Source organism: Acidimicrobiia bacterium (assembly GCA_040878325.1).
Classification (GTDB): domain Bacteria; phylum Actinomycetota; class Acidimicrobiia; order Spongiisociales; family UBA11373; genus JAUYIV01.
In genome coordinates, this window is the sequence record JBBDMM010000014.1 from 37583 (window position 1) to 56747 (window position 19165).

Annotated in this window: 15 protein-coding genes; 3 read left to right on the forward strand and 12 right to left on the reverse strand. The window is 66.9% G+C overall.

Annotation, left to right across the window (positions count from 1 at the left end):
* Window positions 1–29: 29 nt before the first annotated feature.
* Entirely contained in the window at window positions 30–2120 is a 2091-nt protein-coding gene (locus WD184_08550) for a SpoIID/LytB domain-containing protein (GenBank protein ID MEX0826781.1), read from the reverse strand.
* Window positions 2121–2340: 220 nt separating this feature from the next.
* On the opposite strand from WD184_08550, the gene WD184_08555 reads away from it, so the two are divergent.
* On the forward strand, window positions 2341–4572 hold the full coding sequence (locus WD184_08555; protein MEX0826782.1) for a calcium-binding protein: 2232 nt from the start codon (window positions 2341–2343) through the stop codon (window positions 4570–4572).
* A 209-nt stretch (window positions 4573–4781) separates the two neighbouring features.
* Window positions 4782–6710: a glycosyltransferase gene (locus WD184_08560; protein ID MEX0826783.1), complete on the forward strand. Its 1929-nt coding sequence runs from the start codon at window positions 4782–4784 to the stop codon at window positions 6708–6710.
* A 9-nt stretch (window positions 6711–6719) separates the two neighbouring features.
* Here WD184_08560 and rfbD read toward each other — a convergent pair whose 3' ends face one another.
* The 5 genes from rfbD to WD184_08585 form a co-directional block, all read right to left on the reverse strand.
* Window positions 6720–7574, reverse strand: a complete 855-nt coding sequence (gene rfbD / locus WD184_08565) for a dTDP-4-dehydrorhamnose reductase (protein MEX0826784.1) — start codon at window positions 7572–7574, stop codon at window positions 6720–6722.
* A complete protein-coding gene (locus WD184_08570; protein MEX0826785.1) occupies window positions 7571–8629 on the reverse strand; it encodes a glucose-1-phosphate thymidylyltransferase in 1059 nt (352 codons plus the stop codon). Before WD184_08570 ends, rfbD begins: the two co-directional genes overlap by 4 nt.
* Complete coding sequence (gene rfbB, locus WD184_08575) at window positions 8626–9597, reverse strand: dTDP-glucose 4,6-dehydratase (protein MEX0826786.1); 972 nt, start codon at window positions 9595–9597, stop codon at window positions 8626–8628. The genes WD184_08570 and rfbB overlap by 4 nt, the downstream gene beginning before the upstream one ends.
* A 13-nt stretch (window positions 9598–9610) precedes the next feature.
* Entirely contained in the window at window positions 9611–10162 is a 552-nt protein-coding gene (gene rfbC, locus WD184_08580; protein ID MEX0826787.1) for a dTDP-4-dehydrorhamnose 3,5-epimerase, read from the reverse strand.
* A gap of 143 nt (window positions 10163–10305) precedes the next feature.
* Window positions 10306–11049, reverse strand: coding sequence for a hypothetical protein (locus WD184_08585; protein MEX0826788.1), 744 nt, complete (start codon window positions 11047–11049; stop codon window positions 10306–10308).
* Between the two features lie 68 nt (window positions 11050–11117).
* Between WD184_08585 and WD184_08590 the strand changes: the two genes are divergently transcribed.
* Window positions 11118–12437, forward strand: a complete 1320-nt coding sequence (locus WD184_08590; GenBank protein MEX0826789.1) for a glycosyltransferase family 4 protein — start codon at window positions 11118–11120, stop codon at window positions 12435–12437.
* Between the two features lie 34 nt (window positions 12438–12471).
* Here the strand turns inward: WD184_08590 and WD184_08595 are convergent, their stop codons facing one another.
* The 6 genes from WD184_08595 to WD184_08620 all read right to left on the reverse strand — a co-directional run bounded on the left by WD184_08595 (window position 12472) and on the right by WD184_08620 (window position 19008).
* Window positions 12472–13326, reverse strand: a complete 855-nt coding sequence (locus WD184_08595; GenBank protein MEX0826790.1) for a glycosyltransferase — start codon at window positions 13324–13326, stop codon at window positions 12472–12474.
* A gap of 179 nt (window positions 13327–13505) precedes the next feature.
* Complete coding sequence (locus WD184_08600; protein MEX0826791.1) at window positions 13506–13955, reverse strand: DUF559 domain-containing protein; 450 nt, start codon at window positions 13953–13955, stop codon at window positions 13506–13508.
* Window positions 13956–14287: 332 nt separating this feature from the next.
* Window positions 14288–15256: a glycosyltransferase family 2 protein gene (locus tag WD184_08605; GenBank protein ID MEX0826792.1), complete on the reverse strand. Its 969-nt coding sequence runs from the start codon at window positions 15254–15256 to the stop codon at window positions 14288–14290.
* Window positions 15253–16542, reverse strand: a complete 1290-nt coding sequence (locus WD184_08610) for a glycosyltransferase (protein ID MEX0826793.1) — start codon at window positions 16540–16542, stop codon at window positions 15253–15255. The genes WD184_08605 and WD184_08610 overlap by 4 nt, the downstream gene beginning before the upstream one ends.
* On the reverse strand, window positions 16539–17432 hold the full coding sequence (locus tag WD184_08615; GenBank protein MEX0826794.1) for a sulfotransferase: 894 nt from the start codon (window positions 17430–17432) through the stop codon (window positions 16539–16541). The genes WD184_08610 and WD184_08615 overlap by 4 nt, the downstream gene beginning before the upstream one ends.
* A gap of 70 nt (window positions 17433–17502) precedes the next feature.
* Window positions 17503–19008, reverse strand: a complete 1506-nt coding sequence (locus WD184_08620) for a calcium-binding protein (GenBank protein MEX0826795.1) — start codon at window positions 19006–19008, stop codon at window positions 17503–17505.
* Between the last annotated feature and the right edge of the window lie 157 nt (window positions 19009–19165).

The following is a 19165-nucleotide window of genomic DNA, read 5'->3' on the forward strand; positions in this document are numbered from 1 at the left end:
CGAACCCCGATTCTCGCGAAATCGCCCGGTCATGCGGGCGTCAATGTGTCGGTGCCGGTTCCGCCGTCGAGCACGTGGTCGGGTCCCGGGCCTCCAAACAGCATGTCGTCGCCCGGCCCCCCGAACAGCTGGTGACCGGCGCCCGAGCCGCCGTTGATCGTGTCGTTGCCCTTGTTGCCATACATTCGCGTGGCGTCGCCGCTGCCGCCGACGAGCGTGTCGTGGCCGCCACGGGCTCGCAGCACATCGCCGTTGCCCGGCCCCGCCTCGAGGTGGTCGCGGCCCGCGCCACCCAACAACAGGTTGCCGTCGCCGGCAACGGCATGGAGCGCGTCCTCGCCGGCGCCACCAAACAAGTCGTCGGAGCCCGCGCCACCGAAGATCGTGTCGTTCTCAGACCCACCGAGGAGTGAGTCGTCGCCGTTGCCTCCATCGAGATGGTCGTCGCCCTGGCCGCCCCGAAGGGTGTCCGCGCCGTCCTCGCCGTAGATGGTGTCGCTGCCCGAACCACCGCTGAGGATGTCGGCGGCACCCCGGCCGAAGATGAGGTCGCTGCCCCCGCGCCCGTGGATCCAGTCGGAATGCCCGCCGGTGTTGTCACCCCCGCAGATGGTGTCGCCGAACGAGGTTCCGTCGATGCGGACGCTGCCCTCGTAAAAGCCGTCCCAGAACACCACCCTCGGCGCGGACGCTTGCTGGAGGTTCACGATCACCGTCCCGTCGGCATTCGAGGGGAACCCACCCGGGTAGAGCACGTGGGCGGGATTGCCCGCTTGGTAGGCGATGCCGTTGCACGACGGCACTCCCCCGGTCGAGCCGACCGCGCCCGGGCACGGTGGCGAGCCCGGCGGGGATCCGACGTTGTAGACCTGCATCGATTTCAGCCCCAGATAGGTGCGCAGCAGCCGGGTGCTGACCGCGGCCGAGCCCCCGGTCCCCTGGAAGGTGATCTCCAGCGCCGCCCCCGACACCGAGCATTCGGAGATCGAGACCCCGGTGACCACCCCCAGGGAGGGAATTCCGGGCCGACCTTCCAGCGCCGCCGCCAGCTCCTGGCCGGTGAAGTCGCGCTCCCATCGAGCATTCGGATTGAGATCGGGATTGGCACTCCAGTGATCGTCGACAGCCCTCAGGTAGGGAACGGCGGTCGACCCCCCGAACCCGTCCTCGTAGTTCTCGGTGAAGCCGTAGGTGCTCGACGAGTAGAAGGTCTTGACCGGCTTGTTGTTCGACTGGCCCGGGTGCGTCACCACCTTCCCGGCGGTGTTGTGCACCGCGTCGATCCACACCTGCCACCCGAACCCATACCCGACATAGACCTGATCGGCGGTCGTCACCGACAGCTGGCACCAGCAGTCGGTCCGGTTGCTGGGGTCACCCCGGTCGAGGGCCGTGCGGACCGCATAGGACCGGGCGGTGACCGCCTGGGACTCGAGCGCCGCCATCCCTCCGTACTCGGGAAGACCCCATGAATACGGCATCTCCCTAATGCCGAGGACATAGTCCTCGACCTCGATCTCGAGCGAAAGGTTGAACTTCCCCTTCCCGGTGTGCGGGCGCACGTGCAGCTCACCGCGGGCATAGGTGCAGGTGGAACAGCCGACGATCTGTAACGCCCTGGTGGGCGAGTCCTCGTTGCCGTCCCACTCGATGTCCATGTCGCAAGGCCCGGTGATCGTGCCGCCCGGCCCACTTACGGTGCAGTTGTGGTTGCCGATCGCCTCGATCACGATGGTGTCGCCGACAACCGCGGTGAAGCTCTCCGAATCCGACGAAACGGTGACAGGCAACTGGCCGGAGGCGATCGAGACCACCCGCAGCGAAACCGTGCCGAGCGATGTCGAAGTCGCCACATTCACCCATAGAGGCTCGTTTGCCAGCGCCGGGGAGAGATTCACCACCGACGAGTCGGTGTAGAAGTGCTCGACGATCTGCTGGTAGGAGTAGCCCTCCTTCGACATCCCGAAGGCGCCGTACTGGCTCTTTCCCACGGAATGTCCCCAGCCGCCGCCTTCGAAGGTGAACACCTGGCCCCCGGCGGCATCGGCCGGAAGGGGCGGGATGAGGGTTCCGACTAGGGCGAGGGCGAACGCGAGGGCTCGGACAGCAGTTGCTTGCACCCGCCCGATTGTGTCACAGGGGCGGACTTGTGCAGCATTCGCGTGGCTCGGTCCCATTTGGCATGGTTCGGCACCTGGGCCACAAAACAAGAGGAAAGCCCCAGCGGGTTGTCCTAAGGCTGCGGACTCCCCGGGCCGATACTCAGAGAGGAAGCAGTTTCCAGACAACCGCCACGGCCGCTCCGCGAGCGCCCTGATGCGCGACGAAAGAAGACCAACCATGCTCGAGCAAGGCACCAACCGAATGTCCAGGCGTTGGAGCACCGCAGGCCGAGCGCTCACCGTTGTGCTCATGGTGGGGGCGATGCTGTTCCCGGTGGTCTCCGTAGGCGCCGCCGTCACCCTCGTCGTCGACGGCGACGGGTTTGGAACGGCAGCCAACTGCGACGAGGGCGTCACGGTGGCCTTTACGAGCATTCAGGCTGCGATCGACGTCGCCGTTGCCGGGGACACGGTGTTCGTTTGTCCTGGTACCTATGACGAGCGGTTGGACATCGACGTCCAGATCACCCTCACCGGCTCCGGCATCGGCTCGACCATCGTTCAACCATCGTTCGCGCCGCCCGGGGGTGGCCACGGCGCCAACGCCGACGTCGACATCGACGATGCCGCCGACGGCACCATCATCGAGAGCATCTCGTTCGACTTCAACGGCGCCGCCGACAACCGCGGGGGCTGGGGCATCCTCATCTCCGACCTCGCCGGCCCCGATGTCACCGACGTCACGATCCGTAACAACGACATTCAGATGGGGGTAGGAGCAGGCGCGGCGGGTGCCGGGCAGGGGCTCGGAATCACCACCGGCAAGGACGCCAACGTGGGTGGCCTGGTCATCTCGGGCAACGCTTTCCATGGTGACCCCACCGATACCGGGTCGGGAGCCGCCAACGGCGCCGAGGCGATCTATATCAACCCCAACACCTCGGGATCGGTGACGATCAGCGGGAACACCTTCGATCAGCACCTCTTCGTGGGCATCTCAGTGGAGTCCGACGACGTGACCGTCGTCGGGAACACGGTCGCCTCCACGATCGCGCCGCAGACAGCAGGGACCAACGGCATCCGGGTCAACGACTTCGTCGGCTCACGTGCCTGGTCGAACATCGTGATCGCCGACAACATCGTTGCGGGTTTCGAAAACGGCTTGCGGCTCGGCCCCAGCTCGACGGCGAGTTCGGGGATCGCGGTTTCCGTGACCGGCAACACGTTCTCCGACAACACCACCGCGATCCGAATTCGCCAGGACATCGATGCCACCGCCAATCACAATTCGATCGCAGGGACCTCGCTGACGACGGGAGTCGTGGTCGAGGCAGGGGCGCCGTCGGCCGATGCCGAGTGCAACTGGTGGGGCGACGCCACCGGCCCATCGGGGGATGGCTCCGGCTCGGGCAGCACGGTGTCGCCCGGCGCGGATTTCACCCCCTGGCTGACCACGGACGACCTCTACGAGCTGTGCATCTCGGAAACCGTCGGAACCGGAGAATCCCTCACGACCGACTTCGACGCCGATGGGGCGTCATCGGAGGTACCGGTCGAAGTGGAAGTGTCGATCCCGGTTGGGGGCAACGCCGGCCCGGTGACGATCACCGAGACCACCGGCGAGCTGGTCAGCGGTTACACCCTCTTCGGTACCCAGGTAGTGATCACCGCGCCGGCCCAGACGGCGACGGTGCCACTGGTGATCACTTTCACGCTCGATGCTTCGGTTATCCCCGCAGGGACCGTTGACAGGGCGATCGTCGTGTTCAAGGACGGAGTGGCCGTGCCCGGCTGCGTCGACACGATGGCGTCGCCAGACCCATGCGTCGCATCCCGGACGACATTGGCCGACCCTCACGCCGGTGATGTCGAGATCATCGTGCGAAGCTCGACGGCGTCGACATGGCTCTTCGGCACGATCCTGAGGAAGTGCGCCGGGCTGGTACCGACGATCGTCGGCACTCCCTTCGACGACGCCATCGTCGGCACCACCGGTGACGACGTGATCTGGACCGCCGGCGGCAACGACACCGTCGTCAGTCTGGCCGGCAACGACACCATCTGCCTCGGACCCGGTGACGACATCGCCTACGGCGGCGACGGTGACGACGTCATCGGAGGCGGATCGGGAGTCGATGTCGTCTATGGGGACGCCGGCAACGACGAGATCAAGGGGCGGGGCGGCCCGGACACCCTCTACGGAGGACTTGGGAACGATCTGCTCATCGGCAATGCCGGGGGCGACACGCTCTACGGCCACGAGGGCAGCGACATCCTCAGAGGCGCCCTTGGTGCCGACACCCTGCACGGCGGCGCGGAGGGTGACCTCCTCAGGGGCGGCGTGGGCGCCGACGCTCTTCACGGCGGGGAAGGCAACGACAAGCTGCAAGGCGGATCGGGTTTCGACACCGGATCCGGCGACGCCGGGACGGATACCTGCGGTGGGGTCGAATTGGCCTCGAGTTGCTGACGCCCTGAGGGAGGGCTATGGCCCTCCCCGAGTCTCCAGTACCCAGTCCCCAGAGACAGAGGGTCCGAGAAGCGTCCTCCCCCCGGTCTTCGGCGGGGAGGACGTCTGTTCTCTTCCTGTCTTCCTGGAGACTGGAGATTGGAGACTGGAGACTGGAGACTGGAGACTGGAGACGTAATATCGGGAGCCTTCCCCACTCCGGAGGGCCAGTGAGCCGAGTCGCCCGGGCCATGAAGCGGTTCAATGCAGAGCGCCGACGGCGCGGCTGGCGAGCCGCCTTCGGGCTGGTGTGGCGGCGACTGCGCCGGACTGCAGATCCAACCCCGAGCGCCAAGGGCCTCCGCGACCAACGCCACAAGCCGAAGGATCGAAGCCGCCGGCCCCAGGGCAAGAGAGGCCGAGGCGGGCGCAAGCGCAAGAAGAACCCTAAGAAGCGCCTGCCGACGGTTCAGGAATGGCTCGACGCCTACGGGTCGATCGAGCCGCCTGATCCCGGTCCCACGCGATTCACCGTCATCTGCCCGGTGCACGACGCCCCCCCGAAGTATCTCCGGAAGTGCGTGCAGTCGGTGCTGGCACAGACCCATCCCCACTGGGAGTTGATCCTCGTCGACGATGCCTCGTCGAATCCTCGAACCATCGGCGAGTTGGACAAGCTGGCCGGGCTGGACGAGCGAATCCGCGTCGAGCGCCTGAAGACGAACCTTGGCATCGCCGGCGCAACCAACGCCGGCGCCGAGCTGGCTTCAGGTGAATATCTGGTGTTCCTCGACCAGGACGATCTCCTCGTCCCCACCGCCCTCGGCTGGCTGAGCACCTGCGCCCCCGAAGCCGACCTGATCTACACCGACGAGGACAAGGTCGAAGAGGGAAGACATCGCGCCGCATTCTTCAAGCCGGCCTGGTCGCCCCGCCTCCTGCTCGGCGTCAACTACGTGAACCACATCACCTGCCTGCGGACCTCAGTGTTTCGCCAGGCCGGTGGATTGCGCACAGGGCTCGACGGCGTCCAGGACCATGACCTCCTACTGCGGTTGTCCGAACACCCGATGTCGGTGGCCCACCTGCCCAACATCCTGTATCACTGGCGAGCCTGGGAGGGCTCAGCCGCCGGAAAGCCCCAGGACAAGCTGCACATCGAGGCTCGCGGTATCGCCATCGTCGACGAGGCAATCCAGCGAAGGGGGTGGAACGCTCGCGCCTCCTTGGGGAACGGGGCTCCCTTCAACTACCGCGTCCTGTTCGACCCGGAGCCCCAACCGCCGCTGGTCAAGGTCGTGATGCCGACCCGCGATCGCGCCAGGTTGCTCCGCCGCGCAGTCGATGGGGTGCTCAGCCGCACCGACGGAATCCGGACCCATCTGGTGATCGTCGACAACGGGTCCCGGGCACCCGCCGCCATCGAGTTCCTGGACGAGGTGGGGAAGCGCGACGACGTCACCGTCCACACCGTGGACGACGCGTTCAACTTTTCTCATCTGTGCAATGAGGGTGTTGCCGCGGGGCCGGATTCCGACCTCGTGCTTCTGCTCAACAACGACATCGAGATACGCCACCGCCGTTGGCTGTTGCAGCTCTCGGGATGGTTGCGAGATCCCGAGGTGATCGGCACGGGGCCGATGCTGCTCTACCCCGATGGACGGGTCCAGCACGGCGGCGTCCGGCTCAACTTCGGGCCGTTCGCGGGCCACTACGCGAGGACCCAGCCGAATCGGCCCCGGCCGAGCAGCCTTCATGACCAGGCGCGCGAGGTGTCGTGTCTGACCGCTGCATGCCTCCTGGTGCGGACCGCCGACTTCCACGCAGTAGGGGGGATGAACGAGGACCTGGCCATCGACTTCCAGGACGTCGAGCTCTGCCTCCGGCTCGCGGCCGAGACCGGCGGCACATTCATGTACGACCCCACCTATCCCCTGACCCACGACGAGTCGGCCAGCCGCGGGCACCTCGGCGCCGGCAGCCCCTACACGTTGGCGAGGATGCGATTCCTGTGGGGGGCGCAGCTCGACGAGCCCGATCCCTATTACAACCCCCACCTGAACGGCGGTTTCCACAAGGTGACCAAGGCATTCATCCCGGCCGATGTCGAGGAGCGGCTCGAACGCCTTGAACCGCGGTTCAGCCGCCCCTCGACCTGACGGCCCGGCTCAGCGCCGCTGCGAGCGCAACCGCTGCAGCCCCGCGACCAGCGGTAGCAGCGACGCCTCCCACGGTGGAAGGGGGTCCAACCCGAGGCCGGCGAGGCGCTCCGATCGGAGCACCGAGTACGCGGGTCTAGCCGCTCGGCGCGGATACTCCGCGCTGGAAACGGGCACCACGCGCTCCGGATTCAGGCCGGCGAAACCCACCGCAGCTCGAGCGAGCCCGAACCAGGTGGTCTCACCTTGGTTGGTCAGATGGAGCAACCCCGTCGTTTCGGCGTCGACCGCTCCGAGGACGGCGCCAGCGAGGTCGTCGGCGATCGTGGGGCACCCGAACTGGTCGTCGACGACCCGCAATTCACCGGCACCTTCGCCGGCCAGTCGGAGAATCGTGTCCACGAAGTTGGGATGGGTCGCCGAGATGAGCCAGGAGCTGCGGACGACGAGCGCGCCGGGGTGCGCTTCCAGGGCGAGTTGCTCCCCCGCCTCCTTGGACCGCCCGTAGGCGTTCGCGGGTGAGGTCGGATCCGATTCGACATAGGGGCGGTCGCCGCGGCCATCGAAGACATAGTCGGACGAAAACGTGACGAATGGCAGCGACCGCTCGGCGGCCAGCCGGGCGAGCACGCCCACCGACACCGCGTTGACGGCGAAAGCCATCTCCTCATCGTCCTCGGCTTCGTCGACCACGGTGTAGGCCGCGCAGTTGATGATCGATGTCGGAGCCAGCGCCGCCACGGCCTCCCCGATGGTGCCGGGCTGGGTCAGGTCGAGTTGTCGTCGTGAGGGAAACGACGCGCCGGGTAGCAGTCGACGAAACGCCGAACCGAGTTGCCCCGATCCTCCAGTGACCAGGATCACTCGCCCCGGACCTCCGACCGTTCGCCGAGCATCATTTCGCAATAGCCCGACGGGCCTGAGCCCAGCAAGCGGCTGTCTCGACCGACGACGCTGTTTCGCAGCCGCCAGTCGTGAATCTGCACGCCGGGGAACACGATCGACTCCTCCACCACGGCATCAGTCAGGATCGAGTCCATTCCGATCGAGGTACTCGGGCCTACCGACACCCCTTCGAGCACGGCATCCCGCCCGATCACCACCGGTCCCCGCACCGTGCAGCCCACCAACTGCGCCCCTTCATCGACGTGGATCGGCCCTTCGATGGTGCAGTCGACGACTCGCCCCCGAATGTCGTCCTCGAGCTCCTCGAGGACGAGCTCGTTGGCGTGGAGGAGGTCCTCCTTCTTGCCCGTGTCCTTCCACCACCCGGTGACCAGGCTGGGCCGTACGGTCCGCCCGGAATCGACCATGTACTGGATGGCATCGGTGATCTCGAACTCGCCGCGCGCCGATGGCTCGATGGCGCCGACCGCCTCAGCGACCGTGGAGTCGAAGAGGTATGCCCCCACCAGGGCGAGATCGGAGGGCGGATCCTTGGGCTTCTCCACCAGGCGGACCACGGCGCCGGCGCCGTCGAGTTCAACCACGCCGAAAGCACCAGGGTCCTCCACCCGGGCGAGGAGGATCTGGCAGTTGGGGCGCTCGCGGAGGAAGTCGTCGACCACCCCGTTGACGCCATGCTTGAGCAGGTTGTCCCCCAGGTACATGAGCACGTCGTCGCCGTCGACCCACGGCAGAGCCGTCTTGAGGGCGTGGGCCAGCCCCCGCGGCTGGTCCTGAACGATGTATGTCACCTCGAGGCCGAAGGCGGCTCCGTCCCCCACCGCCTGCCGAATCTCCCCGGCGGTGTCCGGGGCGACGATGAGCCCCACCTCCCGGATGCCGGCCGAAGCAAGGTCCTCGAGGCCATAGAACAGGATCGGCTTGTTGCCGACCGGCACCAACTGTTTCGCAATGGAGTAGGTGATCGGTCGGAGGCGGCTGCCGGTTCCACCACACAGAACGACGCCTTTCATGATGGTTGCGCCTTCAACGGCCTCCACCAGTCCTGCCGCTGCCGATACCACTCCACCGTGTCAGCGAGCCTTTCCTCGAGGGTATGGCGCGGGGCCCACCCCAGCGCTCTCATCTTGGACGAGTCGACGGCGTACCTCCGATCGTGGCCGGGGCGGTCGGTGACGAATTCGATCGCCGATTCGTCGGCCCCCATCAGTTCGAGCAGGGAGCGGGTGAGGTCGATGTTGGTGATCTGGGCGTTGGCGCCGATGTTGTAGATCTCGCCGGGGACACCCGCCTCCACAAGCAGGTGGATGGCCGCACAATGATCGTCGACGTGAAGCCAGTCGCGCTCGTTGCCCCCGTCGCCGTAGAGCGGCACCTTCCCGCCGTCGATCAGGTTGGTGACGAACAGGGGGATGACCTTCTCGGGTGACTGGTACGGGCCGTAGTTGTTGGTGCACCGGGTGACGATCGGTTGGTAGCCATAGGTGACCCCGTACGACGACACCAGGAGGTCGGCCGCGGCCTTCGACGCCGAATAGGGGGAGGAAGGCACCAGCGGAGCGGCCTCGGAGGCGAAGCCGCTCTCGAGGGAGCCGTAGACCTCGTCGGTCGAAATCTGGATGAAGGTCGGCACCCCGTGGCGGCGGGCGGCGTCGATCACCATGCCGGTTCCCACCACGTTGGTCTCGAGAAACACCACAGGACCGGTGATCGAGCGATCGACATGGCTCTCGGCGGCAAAGTTGACCACCACATCGTGCCCGGGGACGACGGTCTCGACGAGTTCCGGATCGCGAATGTCGCCATGAACGAAAGTGTGGCCCTCGAGCCCGTTCAACTCGTCGATGGTCGCTTCGACGCCGGCATAGGTGAGGGCATCAAGATTCGTGATCTGGGCACCCGCCTCATTCTCGAGAACATGACGAATGAAGTTCGAGCCGATGAAGCCCGCTCCGCCGGTGACCAGATATCTACGTGTCATGCCGGTGCCTTCATCAGTCGAACAACGCGGCTTCGGCGAGGGTTGCGCCCCCGGCATCTCGCTCCGAGACCGTCGGCTGCCGTCCGTCCAGAGGCCAGTCGATGGCCATCTCGGGGTCGTCCCATCGCAGGCAGCGGTCGACGTCGGGAGCGTAATGAGCCGATGACTTGTAGAGCACATCCGCCACTTCGCTGAGGGTGAGGAAGCCGTGGCCGAATCCGAGAGGAATCCACAACTGCAGCGCATTGTCCTCGGTCAGCTCGACCCCCACCCATTTCTTGAAGGTGGGTGAGCTCCGCCGCAGGTCGACGGCCAGATCCCACACCGAGCCCCGCGTCACCCGGACCAGCTTCCCCTGGGCATGTGGCGGCAACTGATAGTGAACGCCTCGCAGCACGCCCGAGAAGGATCGCGAGTGGTTGTCCTGCACGAACTCGACGTCTTCCCCCACGACCTCCGCAAAGGTCCGCCGATTCCAACTCTCCATGAAGAAGCCACGGTCGTCACGGAAGACGTCGGGGTCGAGCAAGACAGGTCCGCGGAGTCCAAGGTCGATCTTCTTCATGGTCGCCCAGCGACGATAGTGGCAGCCCGCCTCCCGCCTCCCTCCTCCCGCCTCCCGGCAGCCTTCATGACATCGTTCCGTCCCTGCCTTCAAGACATCGTTCCGCGGGCGCCGCGGTACGGCGAATCGCCAGTCGCCTCCGGTCAGGCGGGGGTCGGGCGGTAGGAGCGCGCGGGATCGATCCGAGCCAACTCGATGCCGGTTTCATCCGTCAGGTAGTCGTATCCGATTGCCTGCATCTTGTGGTCGGGGTCGAGGCGGTTGTACCGGTCCCGGCGAGCGATCCGATCTTCGGGGTGCAGCATGCGCAGGTGGTAGATGATGAGATCAGCCGACGGGAAGCTCCCGTCGGCCAGGCGACCGTTTAGCGGTGCCCAATGACCGTGCAGCCTCTGCTCGTGGAACTCGTGGTCGTCGCGGGATGCGAACATGCGGGCTTGCTGCTTCCGTCCCCAGATGCCGTCGATGCGGATCGTCGTTGGGGAGCCCCACACCTCGCGAAACCATACGTAGTATGCGGAATACCCCTCGCGCCGCGCCCGATTGATCTCGGACTCGGCACGCGCCCTGAATCCGTGCTCCAGGCGCTCGTCAGCGTCCAGGCCCAGGAGCCAGTCGGGCCGATGACGTCGGGCCGCCTCCACGAGGAGACGGTGGTTACGGGCGTCGTCCCAGTGGTGCGGCTCCCGCACCGGCTGCCGGATCAGCTCGAGGACCTCGGGCCGGCCCATCACGTATTCCGCGGACCCGTCGGTGGATCCGTCATCCAGTGCCACGACCCCGTCCAATTCGGCAGCCACATTGACGAAGTAACCGGGCAGGAAGCGCATCTCGTCGCGGAAGGCGAGCAGCGACAACAAGCGGGCGGGTCGACGGCGCGTCAACACTCGTGGAAGATGAAACCGTGGAATGAGGCTCCCCCGCTCTCGAACTCAGCAGAGTCTATGGTCCACCCGTGCGAATCCTGCTCACCAACCATCAGCTCGATGTCAGGGGAGGCTCGGAACTGTATCTGCGGGACGTCGCCGCGGCGCTCAGGCGGCGGGGTCATCACCCCATGGCCTACTCCCCGTTCCTCGGACGGGCCGCCGAAGATGTGCGGGAATGTGGAGTACCGGTGGTCCGGGACCTGTCACTGCTCGACGATCCCCCGGATCTTATCCACGGTCAGCACCACCTCCCGACGGTCGAAGCCCTGCTGCACCTTCCGGGAGTCCCGGCGGTTTTCTTCTGCCACGGGTGGCTGCCGTGGCAGGAGATGCCACCTCGCTTCTCTCGCATCGTGCGCTATGTCGCCGTCGATGCGTTACGCCGCGATCGCCTGGTCACCGAAGAGGGCATCCCCCCTGAAATGGTCGAGGTGGTCCCGAACTTCGTCGATTTAGCGCGGTTCCGTCCGCGTCCGCAGCCGCTTCCCGGGCGGGCGAAACGCGCCCTGGTGTTCGGCAACAATGCGGTACCGGGTGAAGGCTTTCATCATCTCGCGGTGATCGCGTGTGAGGAGCGCGGCATCGAGGTCGAGAGCCTTGGGGTCCAGACCGGGCGATTCCTCGATCGGCCCGAGGACGTCCTGGCGGATTACGACATCGTGTTCGCCCGGGGCCGGGCCGCCATGGAGGCCATGGCGGTCGGGTGCGCCGTGGTCATGTGCGACGCGGAGGGTTTGGGACCGATGGTGACCCGTGCCACGGTCGAGGGACTTGCCGCCGCCAACTTCGGCATGGCTGCGTTGGATGATGCGCCCCGGATCGATCTGATTCGAGACCGCCTGGACCAATACGACCCTGTCGATGCCGCTGCAGTGCAGGCCTGGATCAGAGAACATGCTGGCATCGAGGCAGCGGTCGATCGCATCGAGAAGGTGTATGCGGACGTGATTGCCGGCTGGTCCGGACAAGCCGGCGTCGCCGCTGCCTCCGAGGCAGCCGAGCTGGCAGCGTATCTGCACCGGCTGCACACCCTGGTGATTCCCCAGGCGATGCGGGAGGCCCAGGGGTACACCGAGCTCGACATCGGACGACGCGTTTCGGCGGCCCGAGCCGAGATCGGGGTGCTCCGCGAGCGGCTGGATGCCGCCCTCGAGGCGTCGACCGCATCCGTTTCCCTCGCCCGGGAGTTGACCGTCCAGGTGGAGTCACTCCAGGCCGACCTGGAGCTGCTGCGCTCCTCGCGCGCTGTGCGACTACAAACCTGGTTGAGGGCTCACCCCATCTTGGCCCGCTCGTATCGGCTGCTGGTTGGGGGGAGACTGCCGGAGCGCGATCGGGAGCTGTAGCCCGTGCCACGCGGGCAGCGGCTGTGGGTCGGGCTCAGGCCTTTCCACGCCCGATCGCCGCTCCCAAGGCGTAAGCGAATGCACCCAACGGCACCAGGGGGGTGGCCAGGGCGATCCAGCGACGCTCGCCGGGGAGCGCCGCCGCCCACGCAACCCTGATCAGCGAGGGGAAGCGGCGGAGCGCGTTGCGGGCCACCGTGCGGCTCACCTCGAATTGACCCAGGTCCCGCCACGTCCGAACGCTGCGGGAACCACGGCGGTACTGATCGGCAAGGAGGGAGAAGATGCCCCTCGGGTTGCGATGGGCGGTCCGAACCCTGGGCTCCCACACCGGTTGGTACCTGCCTGATAGGCGCTCCTTGATGTCGGTGTCCTCCCCAGCTCGCAGGTTGGACCGGATGCCGCCGACTGCCTCCAGCACTTCCCGCTTGAACGAGAAACCGTAGAGCAGCGCCTGCGCCGGAGGGATCCCGGGCATGCGTGTCGACCACAGCAACACGTGTGCCGCCCAGGAGAACACGTTCTTTGGATAGGCGTTGGTGACCGCAGCGGCCACGACTGGCGCACCCGATCTGTGCCCTTCGACGCGCGCCGCCAGCCAACCGGCCTCTGCGATACAGTCCGCCGCAAGGAACGACACCAAAGGGGCGCTAGTGGCGGCGATCCCCAGGTTGACGGCACCGCCGAAGAACAGTCTCTCGGGATGGTCGATGACCGGAACTTCGATGCCGGCTGCGGCGAGGGCGGCGGCCGGCTCCCCGCCCCCGGAATTGACCACAACCACCTCGACGGGGACGTCCTGGACGAGGATGGATCGGACGGCGGCCACCATGTCCCGTTGGCTCCGGTAGCTGACCACGATGCAGGCGATCTCGGGAGACTGCTTCAACGTCGCAAGCGTAACGATCCGGCCCACCGATGCAGGAAGCCTGCCCGCCTCCCGCCTCCCGCTTCCCGCTTCCCGCGCCGCCGTCTTCGGCAGTGGCGGAGGGGGCAGGAGGCAGGGAAGAAGCGCCTCCCCCGCCGAAGACGGCAGGGGGAGGACGCTCACATGGCCCAGTTCCCTTCCTAGCTCCGTCCGAACTCGCCGGCTTCGGTCGCCGCACGGATCTTGCGTTCGAAGACTTCGTCGCCGGGCTGAAGCGACTCGACGATCGGGTGGCCGTTGAGGACCCGAGTGATCTCCGCAACGACGGCAGGGCTGAACTCGAGGACATGCCAGGCCCAGAACCGCAGGACCCGGTAACCGTGGCGATTCAAGTACTCATCTCGCTCGGCATCGGTCTCAGATCGATAGTGCTGTGAGCCATCCACCTCGACGCCGAGTCTCTCCTTGAGACACACGAAGTCAACGATGTATCGGCCAATCACATGCTGCCGCCGGAACCGATACCCCAGCGCACCTTTCCGGAGTTCCATCCAGAGTCGGACCTCCCCCAGCGGCATCCGGCCCCGGTTGTGGCTCGCGAACGGCTTCAGTGGTCTCAGTTCATCTCGCATCGCCGAATCATGAGCCATCAGTAGGACGCAAAGTCCGGTTGAAGCCAGAAGACGGGCCCAGTCCCGCTCACGGTGGCATCCTCCCTCGTCTTCGACGGGGGAGGTGGGGAACCCTCCGGGTTCCTGAGGAGGGGGCAGCCCAGCGAACGAAGTGAGCCGACAGCGAGCACCCTGACCACGGTGCCTCTGGAGGACGGTTGACGGGCCGCCCGTCAACCGAAGACGGCCTGACGGGTCCAGTCCTGCTCGCAGGGTCGGCTGCCCCCCTCGCCCCTTCGGGGCACTCCCCCCGGAAATACCGGGGGGAGACGCAAGGAAATCAACGGAGGACCCTCACAGGACCAACCTCTCTACCGAGCCTCGCCGTGACCAGGACCCGGCACCTCCTCGATGTCCTCTCGGCGCCCTGTTCGACCGGTGGTGCCGTCGTCGATCGCCATCTGTACCAGGCGCTCGTATACCGGGAGCCAGTCGTAGGCTCTTTTGGCGACGCGGCGCCGCCATGACTCGATGAATCGCTGCTGGTCCTCGACGATCCGCGCCGCGGTCCACCCGGTGTATCTGGTGCCGAAGACGATCCGATTGCGGATGAAGTAATAGACGAAATAGGGCTGCGGCAGGGCGCCTGAGGAGCGTTTGAAGTGGCGGACCCGGGAGCGCGGCTCGTGCATCGCCCACCACCCGGCCAGCCGGGCGCGCACGCTGAAGTCGGTCTCCTCGAAATAGAGGAAGTAGTCCTCGGGCAGCAGTCCGGCGTCGGCAAACACCTCGGACCTCACCAGCATCGCCGCCCCGGTGACGTAGTCGACGACGGACGGGCCGAGCGCGGGTACTTCCGAATCGCGCTTTCCCATGGCGAGGTGGCGGGTCGCTCCCCCCCTCCCCCACACGATCTCCCCGCCGTTGAACCAGATCTCCTCGCTGTGGCCGTGGAGCACGCGGGATCCGATGATCCCCGCCCGGGGATGGGAGGCAGCGGCCGCCAGCAGCAGGCTCAGCGCCTCGGGTTCCACGACGACATCGGCGTTGAGCATCCACACGAAGTCGGCGCCTGCCTGCAATGCCACCGAGATTCCCAGGTTGTTGCCCCCGGCGTAGCCGAGGTTCTCCCGCGACTCGACGAACGAGACATCTGCCGGCAGCCCCGACCGGAGAACTTCGAGTTGGCGCGAGGGTGACCCATTGTCGACCACCACGATGGCGGGCCGCGGGGTCGATTCGAAGAGGCTCGCCACCGCCCGCAGGGCATCCCGCGAATGCCGGTGGTTGAGCACCACCGCGTAAACCCTGGGGACCGCCCCACCGGACCTGTCGGTCATCGGCGCGCCAGCGTGACGATCTCGCGCGCCTGCTCGGCGAATCGACCGGCGATCCGATGCGGGTCGTGGCGCTCCAACACCTCGGCCGAAACCTGTCGGGGCACCGCGACACGGTGGCCCACTGCCTCGCGGAGGGCCCGGGCGAGATCCTCGTCGTCGGTGGCCTCGAACAGCCTCACCAGACCGGAGCGCTCAAAGTCGGCCGACACCGCGGTCCGGGGCACGATGACGGGCACGCCGAACGAGAGCCCGAGCAGCAGCACGCCCGAGTTCAAGAATTCCCGGTAGGGAAGCACCACGACGTCGGCAGCCCTGAAGAGGATGGAGACCGCGGCTTCCGGCGGTCCATCCTCGGTCATCGAAGCTCCCGCCGTCGACGACACGAGCCGTCGCAACCCGGAGTTGTCGTCGGTTGCCAGGGTCCGGCCGGCGATCATCACCCGCACGTCCTGGCCGGTCTCCCCGCGCAATCTGGGGAGGAGACCCACCAGCCGATCGAAACCCTTGTAGTGCCTGATCGCGCCGAAGCCGAGGAGCATCACCGCGTCGTCGGGAAGGTCGAGCAGGGCACGGGCCGCGTCGCGGCCGACGAAGTCCTCGTATGCCCCCGTGTAGAGGGGGTGTTCGATCGCGAAAACCTTGGCCGGATCCAGCGGGTACAGCCCGGCCACCGCTTCCTCCGTCGACTGGTGGAGGACATGGATGCCGTGCGCCAACCCTGCAAGCCGGCGCCGCAGTTCGACCTCGACCTCAGGGAACCGGCAATCGTGAGGGAGTTCTTCGTGGATCGTCCAGACAAGCACCCCACCGCGGGCCACGAACCGTTCGATCGGCTCGATGAAGCTTTCGGTCTTCGCCCGGGCCTCGGCAACGGTCTCGGCGCCCACCTGGGCCGACCGTGTCCAGTGGAGGTGGAGCACGGAGGTCGGGGGAAGGTCGTCGACGCGCTCGATACGGTCAAGCGGCCGCGGGGCGAATCCGAACTCGGGAGCCCGGGCGTAGAGCAGCCGCATGTAGGCGTTCCAGTTGCCGGCCGGGTAATAGGCGAGGTCGTCCAAGGGCTGGCTCTGGCGGGGCACGAGGTCCTTGAGTTGGCGTGCCCATCGGTCCCCGTCGGAACGCGTCCGCTCTTTCAAGACGGCGATCCTCTGGCGCGCCTTGCGAAGGTCCCGTGCCGCCTGCGAAGAGTTCCCTCCGCTCCGGCCGCTGCCCGCGTTCCCCGTCCGATAGCGGTTGACCATCCGCTTCACCGGCCCCGGAACCATTCGCCGCCATCCCCGGGTCATCGAGCATCTCCGGTGGGCCCCTCGTAGCCGAGCCGCCGAGCCAGCGCACCGGCGGTAACCTCGATCCCGGCGCGCTCCGCCTCCGACAGTGGCGCTTGCGCGACTCCGTCGTCGTTGCTCTTCCCTGGCTTGCGGGCGAGCTTCACCCGCAGCACCTTCCGGTCGATCGAGGCCCCGATGAGCCGCTCGATACGGTCCAAACCAGTGCCGGTACTGAAGTCCTCGTACCCGATGACCTCACCACCCAGCCGGGGCGACCATTCGAGGAACGACTCGGTGAGGGTCTGCCACATCGCCCCGAAGTCCTCGGCGGTGGTGACCTGGACATCCGGCCACCGCCACCACCACGACCCCATCTTGGGTCGAAGGTCGTGGAAGACCCGATACGACAGAAAGGCGTCGTAGGGGTTGCGGTGCACGAAGACGAACCGGGCGTCGGGGAAGAGTCGTTGGAGGTAGTAGGCATGCTCGCCGTCGAGTCGCACCTCCTTGAGGCCCCACCGGCCGAACCCCGCTTCATGAGCCGGGGTGGCAAACAGCCGATCGAACAGGGCGCGGTGGGCCGCCAGCAGGTGCTCCGGATGCGGATACGCCTTGGCGGTCCAATCCCCCGGGTCAGGCGCACTGTCGACGATCGAATCCTTCGGGGGCCAGCGGTCACCGGCGGGGCGCAACGAGTCGGCCATCCGATCGACGAGGCCCGCGAGATCGTACGGCTCACCCCACATCAGGATCTCGTTGGAGGAGGCGACCAGGCGCTGCATCAGAGTGGAGCCCGAGCGCCAGCCGCTGGCGAGGACGAACACCGGGCCGTCGGCCTCGGGGAGGGGTGCGAGGCCGAACCGCTCATCGAGCGATTGAATCGCCCCCGCAATCGTCGGTTTCGTCACAAACCCCCCGAACATGAGAGCACGGCGCGGCTGTCGATGATATCCCCGGGCTGCCTAGCCGGCCGGGGGCTCAGTCACACGGGTCGAGGGCCAGTTCCACCCCGGTGTTGTCGGCGGTGCTGAAAGAGAGATCGTCGTCGCCCGGCCCCCCGTCTGCGGTGTCGAAAGCACCGTCGTCGCAGTTACCGAAGAAGGTGTCGTCTCCGGCGTCGCCCGACATCGCGTCGATGGCGTCGTCGGAAACGTCGAATCCCCCGGGACCACTGGGGTGATTCCCGTACAAGAGGTCGTGTCCCGTGCCCCCGGCCAGGGTGTCGGCGCCTTCGCCTCCATGGAGTTCGTCGTTCCCTTCACCGCCATCGAGGTCGTCGGGGCCGGCACCCCCCGCGAGGAAATCGATTCCGGCGCCGCCCAGGAGGGTGTCTCCGGCGTCTCCGGCCTCGAGCGAGTCACCGCCGTCGTCACCGGACATCATCGAAGGGTTCTCACCGCCAACGAGCAAGTCGTTGCCGGGCCCGCCGTAGCCCGCGTGGCCGACGCCCTGGCCGATGACGATCGCATCGTGGCCCTCGCCTCCGAGGAACGAGTGTCCCTCCCCCGTTCCACCGCTGAGGGTGTCCACCCCCTTGCCCCCGTAGACCGTGTGCGAAGGACCTGACCCCGAGGCGAGCAGGTCGGCGTCCCGGCCTCCGTTGAGCAGATGAACGGATCCCTCGCCGCCCGTCAGCGTGTCGTCATCGTCACCGCCGTAGAGCCCCTGGCCCGCGCCGGAACCGCCGGTGAGGGTGTCGTCGCCTCGACCACCAAACAGCCGCTGCGAGGCCCCGATGCCCCCGCCGAGCGTGTCATCGCCCCTGTTGCCGACCAGAAGCTGACTCGCCCCGGATCCGGCAAGCAGGTCGTCGTCCCCTGCGTTTCCGTACAGGCTCTGGCCGGCACCCGCACCACCCAGCACCACATCGGCAGCGTCGCCCCCGCGCAGCTCCTGCGCGGCGCCACTCCCCCCGAGAACCGTGTCGTCGTCTTGCCCGCCCCGACCCAGCGCGCCAGTGCCGTCACCCAACACCAGGGTGTCGCGACCCCGCCCGCCCCCGAGTAGCGCTCCCTCCGAGGAGGGTGCGTCGGTCGCCGTGCCGGCAACCACCAGATCGTGGCCTCGGTTCCCAAACAGCCGGTCGCCACCGACACCGGTGTCCGGGTCGAAGTCGGACATCGAGCCCATCCCGAAAACGCGATCGCTCCCCTGCTTACCCCAGATCTCGTCGTCGCCGGTCGTCCCGCAGATCACATCGCCGAAGTCCGAGCCGAAGATCAGGACGCCGACGGCCCCCCCGGGGAACATCCCGTCCCAGAACACCACCCGGCCACCGCCGGCGCTGCCGAGATCGAGCAGCATCAACCCCGACACCGGGTCGACCGGGCTGCCGTCGCCGTACAGAACATGGGTCGGGTCACCGGAGTCGTAGGCGATTTCGTCGCAGAATGGACCGAAGCCCGCTCCGGCCGGTGTCGCCGTGAGAAGGCCGAGAACCAGAGCCACCAGCGCTGGAATCGAGATCTTCTGAGTGAGAGTCACCAAGCCAGAGTACGCCACCCCTGGAGAGAAGGTTGTGGGGGCAGGTTGCCCGCCTCTTCGGATTCCGGGCTTCCGCCCGGGATCCGATTTCCCAGAGGCCAAGTGGTTGGAGTGCTCGCTGTCTCCGCTGCCCCCTCCGTCTGCCGGGCGAACGCCC

Coding starts and splice junctions, on each gene's coding strand:
- WD184_08555 (MEX0826782.1), top strand. CDS start 2,341: ATGCTCGAGCAAGGCACCAACCGAATGTCCAGGCGTTGGAGCACCGCA.
- WD184_08600 (MEX0826791.1), bottom strand. CDS start 13,955: ATGGCTCATGATTCGGCGATGCGAGATGAACTGAGACCACTGAAGCCG.
- WD184_08570 (MEX0826785.1), bottom strand. CDS start 8,629: ATGAAAGGCGTCGTTCTGTGTGGTGGAACCGGCAGCCGCCTCCGACCG.
- WD184_08610 (MEX0826793.1), bottom strand. CDS start 16,542: ATGACCCGGGGATGGCGGCGAATGGTTCCGGGGCCGGTGAAGCGGATG.
- WD184_08605 (MEX0826792.1), bottom strand. CDS start 15,256: ATGACCGACAGGTCCGGTGGGGCGGTCCCCAGGGTTTACGCGGTGGTG.
- rfbC (MEX0826787.1), bottom strand. CDS start 10,162: ATGAAGAAGATCGACCTTGGACTCCGCGGACCTGTCTTGCTCGACCCC.
- rfbB (MEX0826786.1), bottom strand. CDS start 9,597: ATGACACGTAGATATCTGGTCACCGGCGGAGCGGGCTTCATCGGCTCG.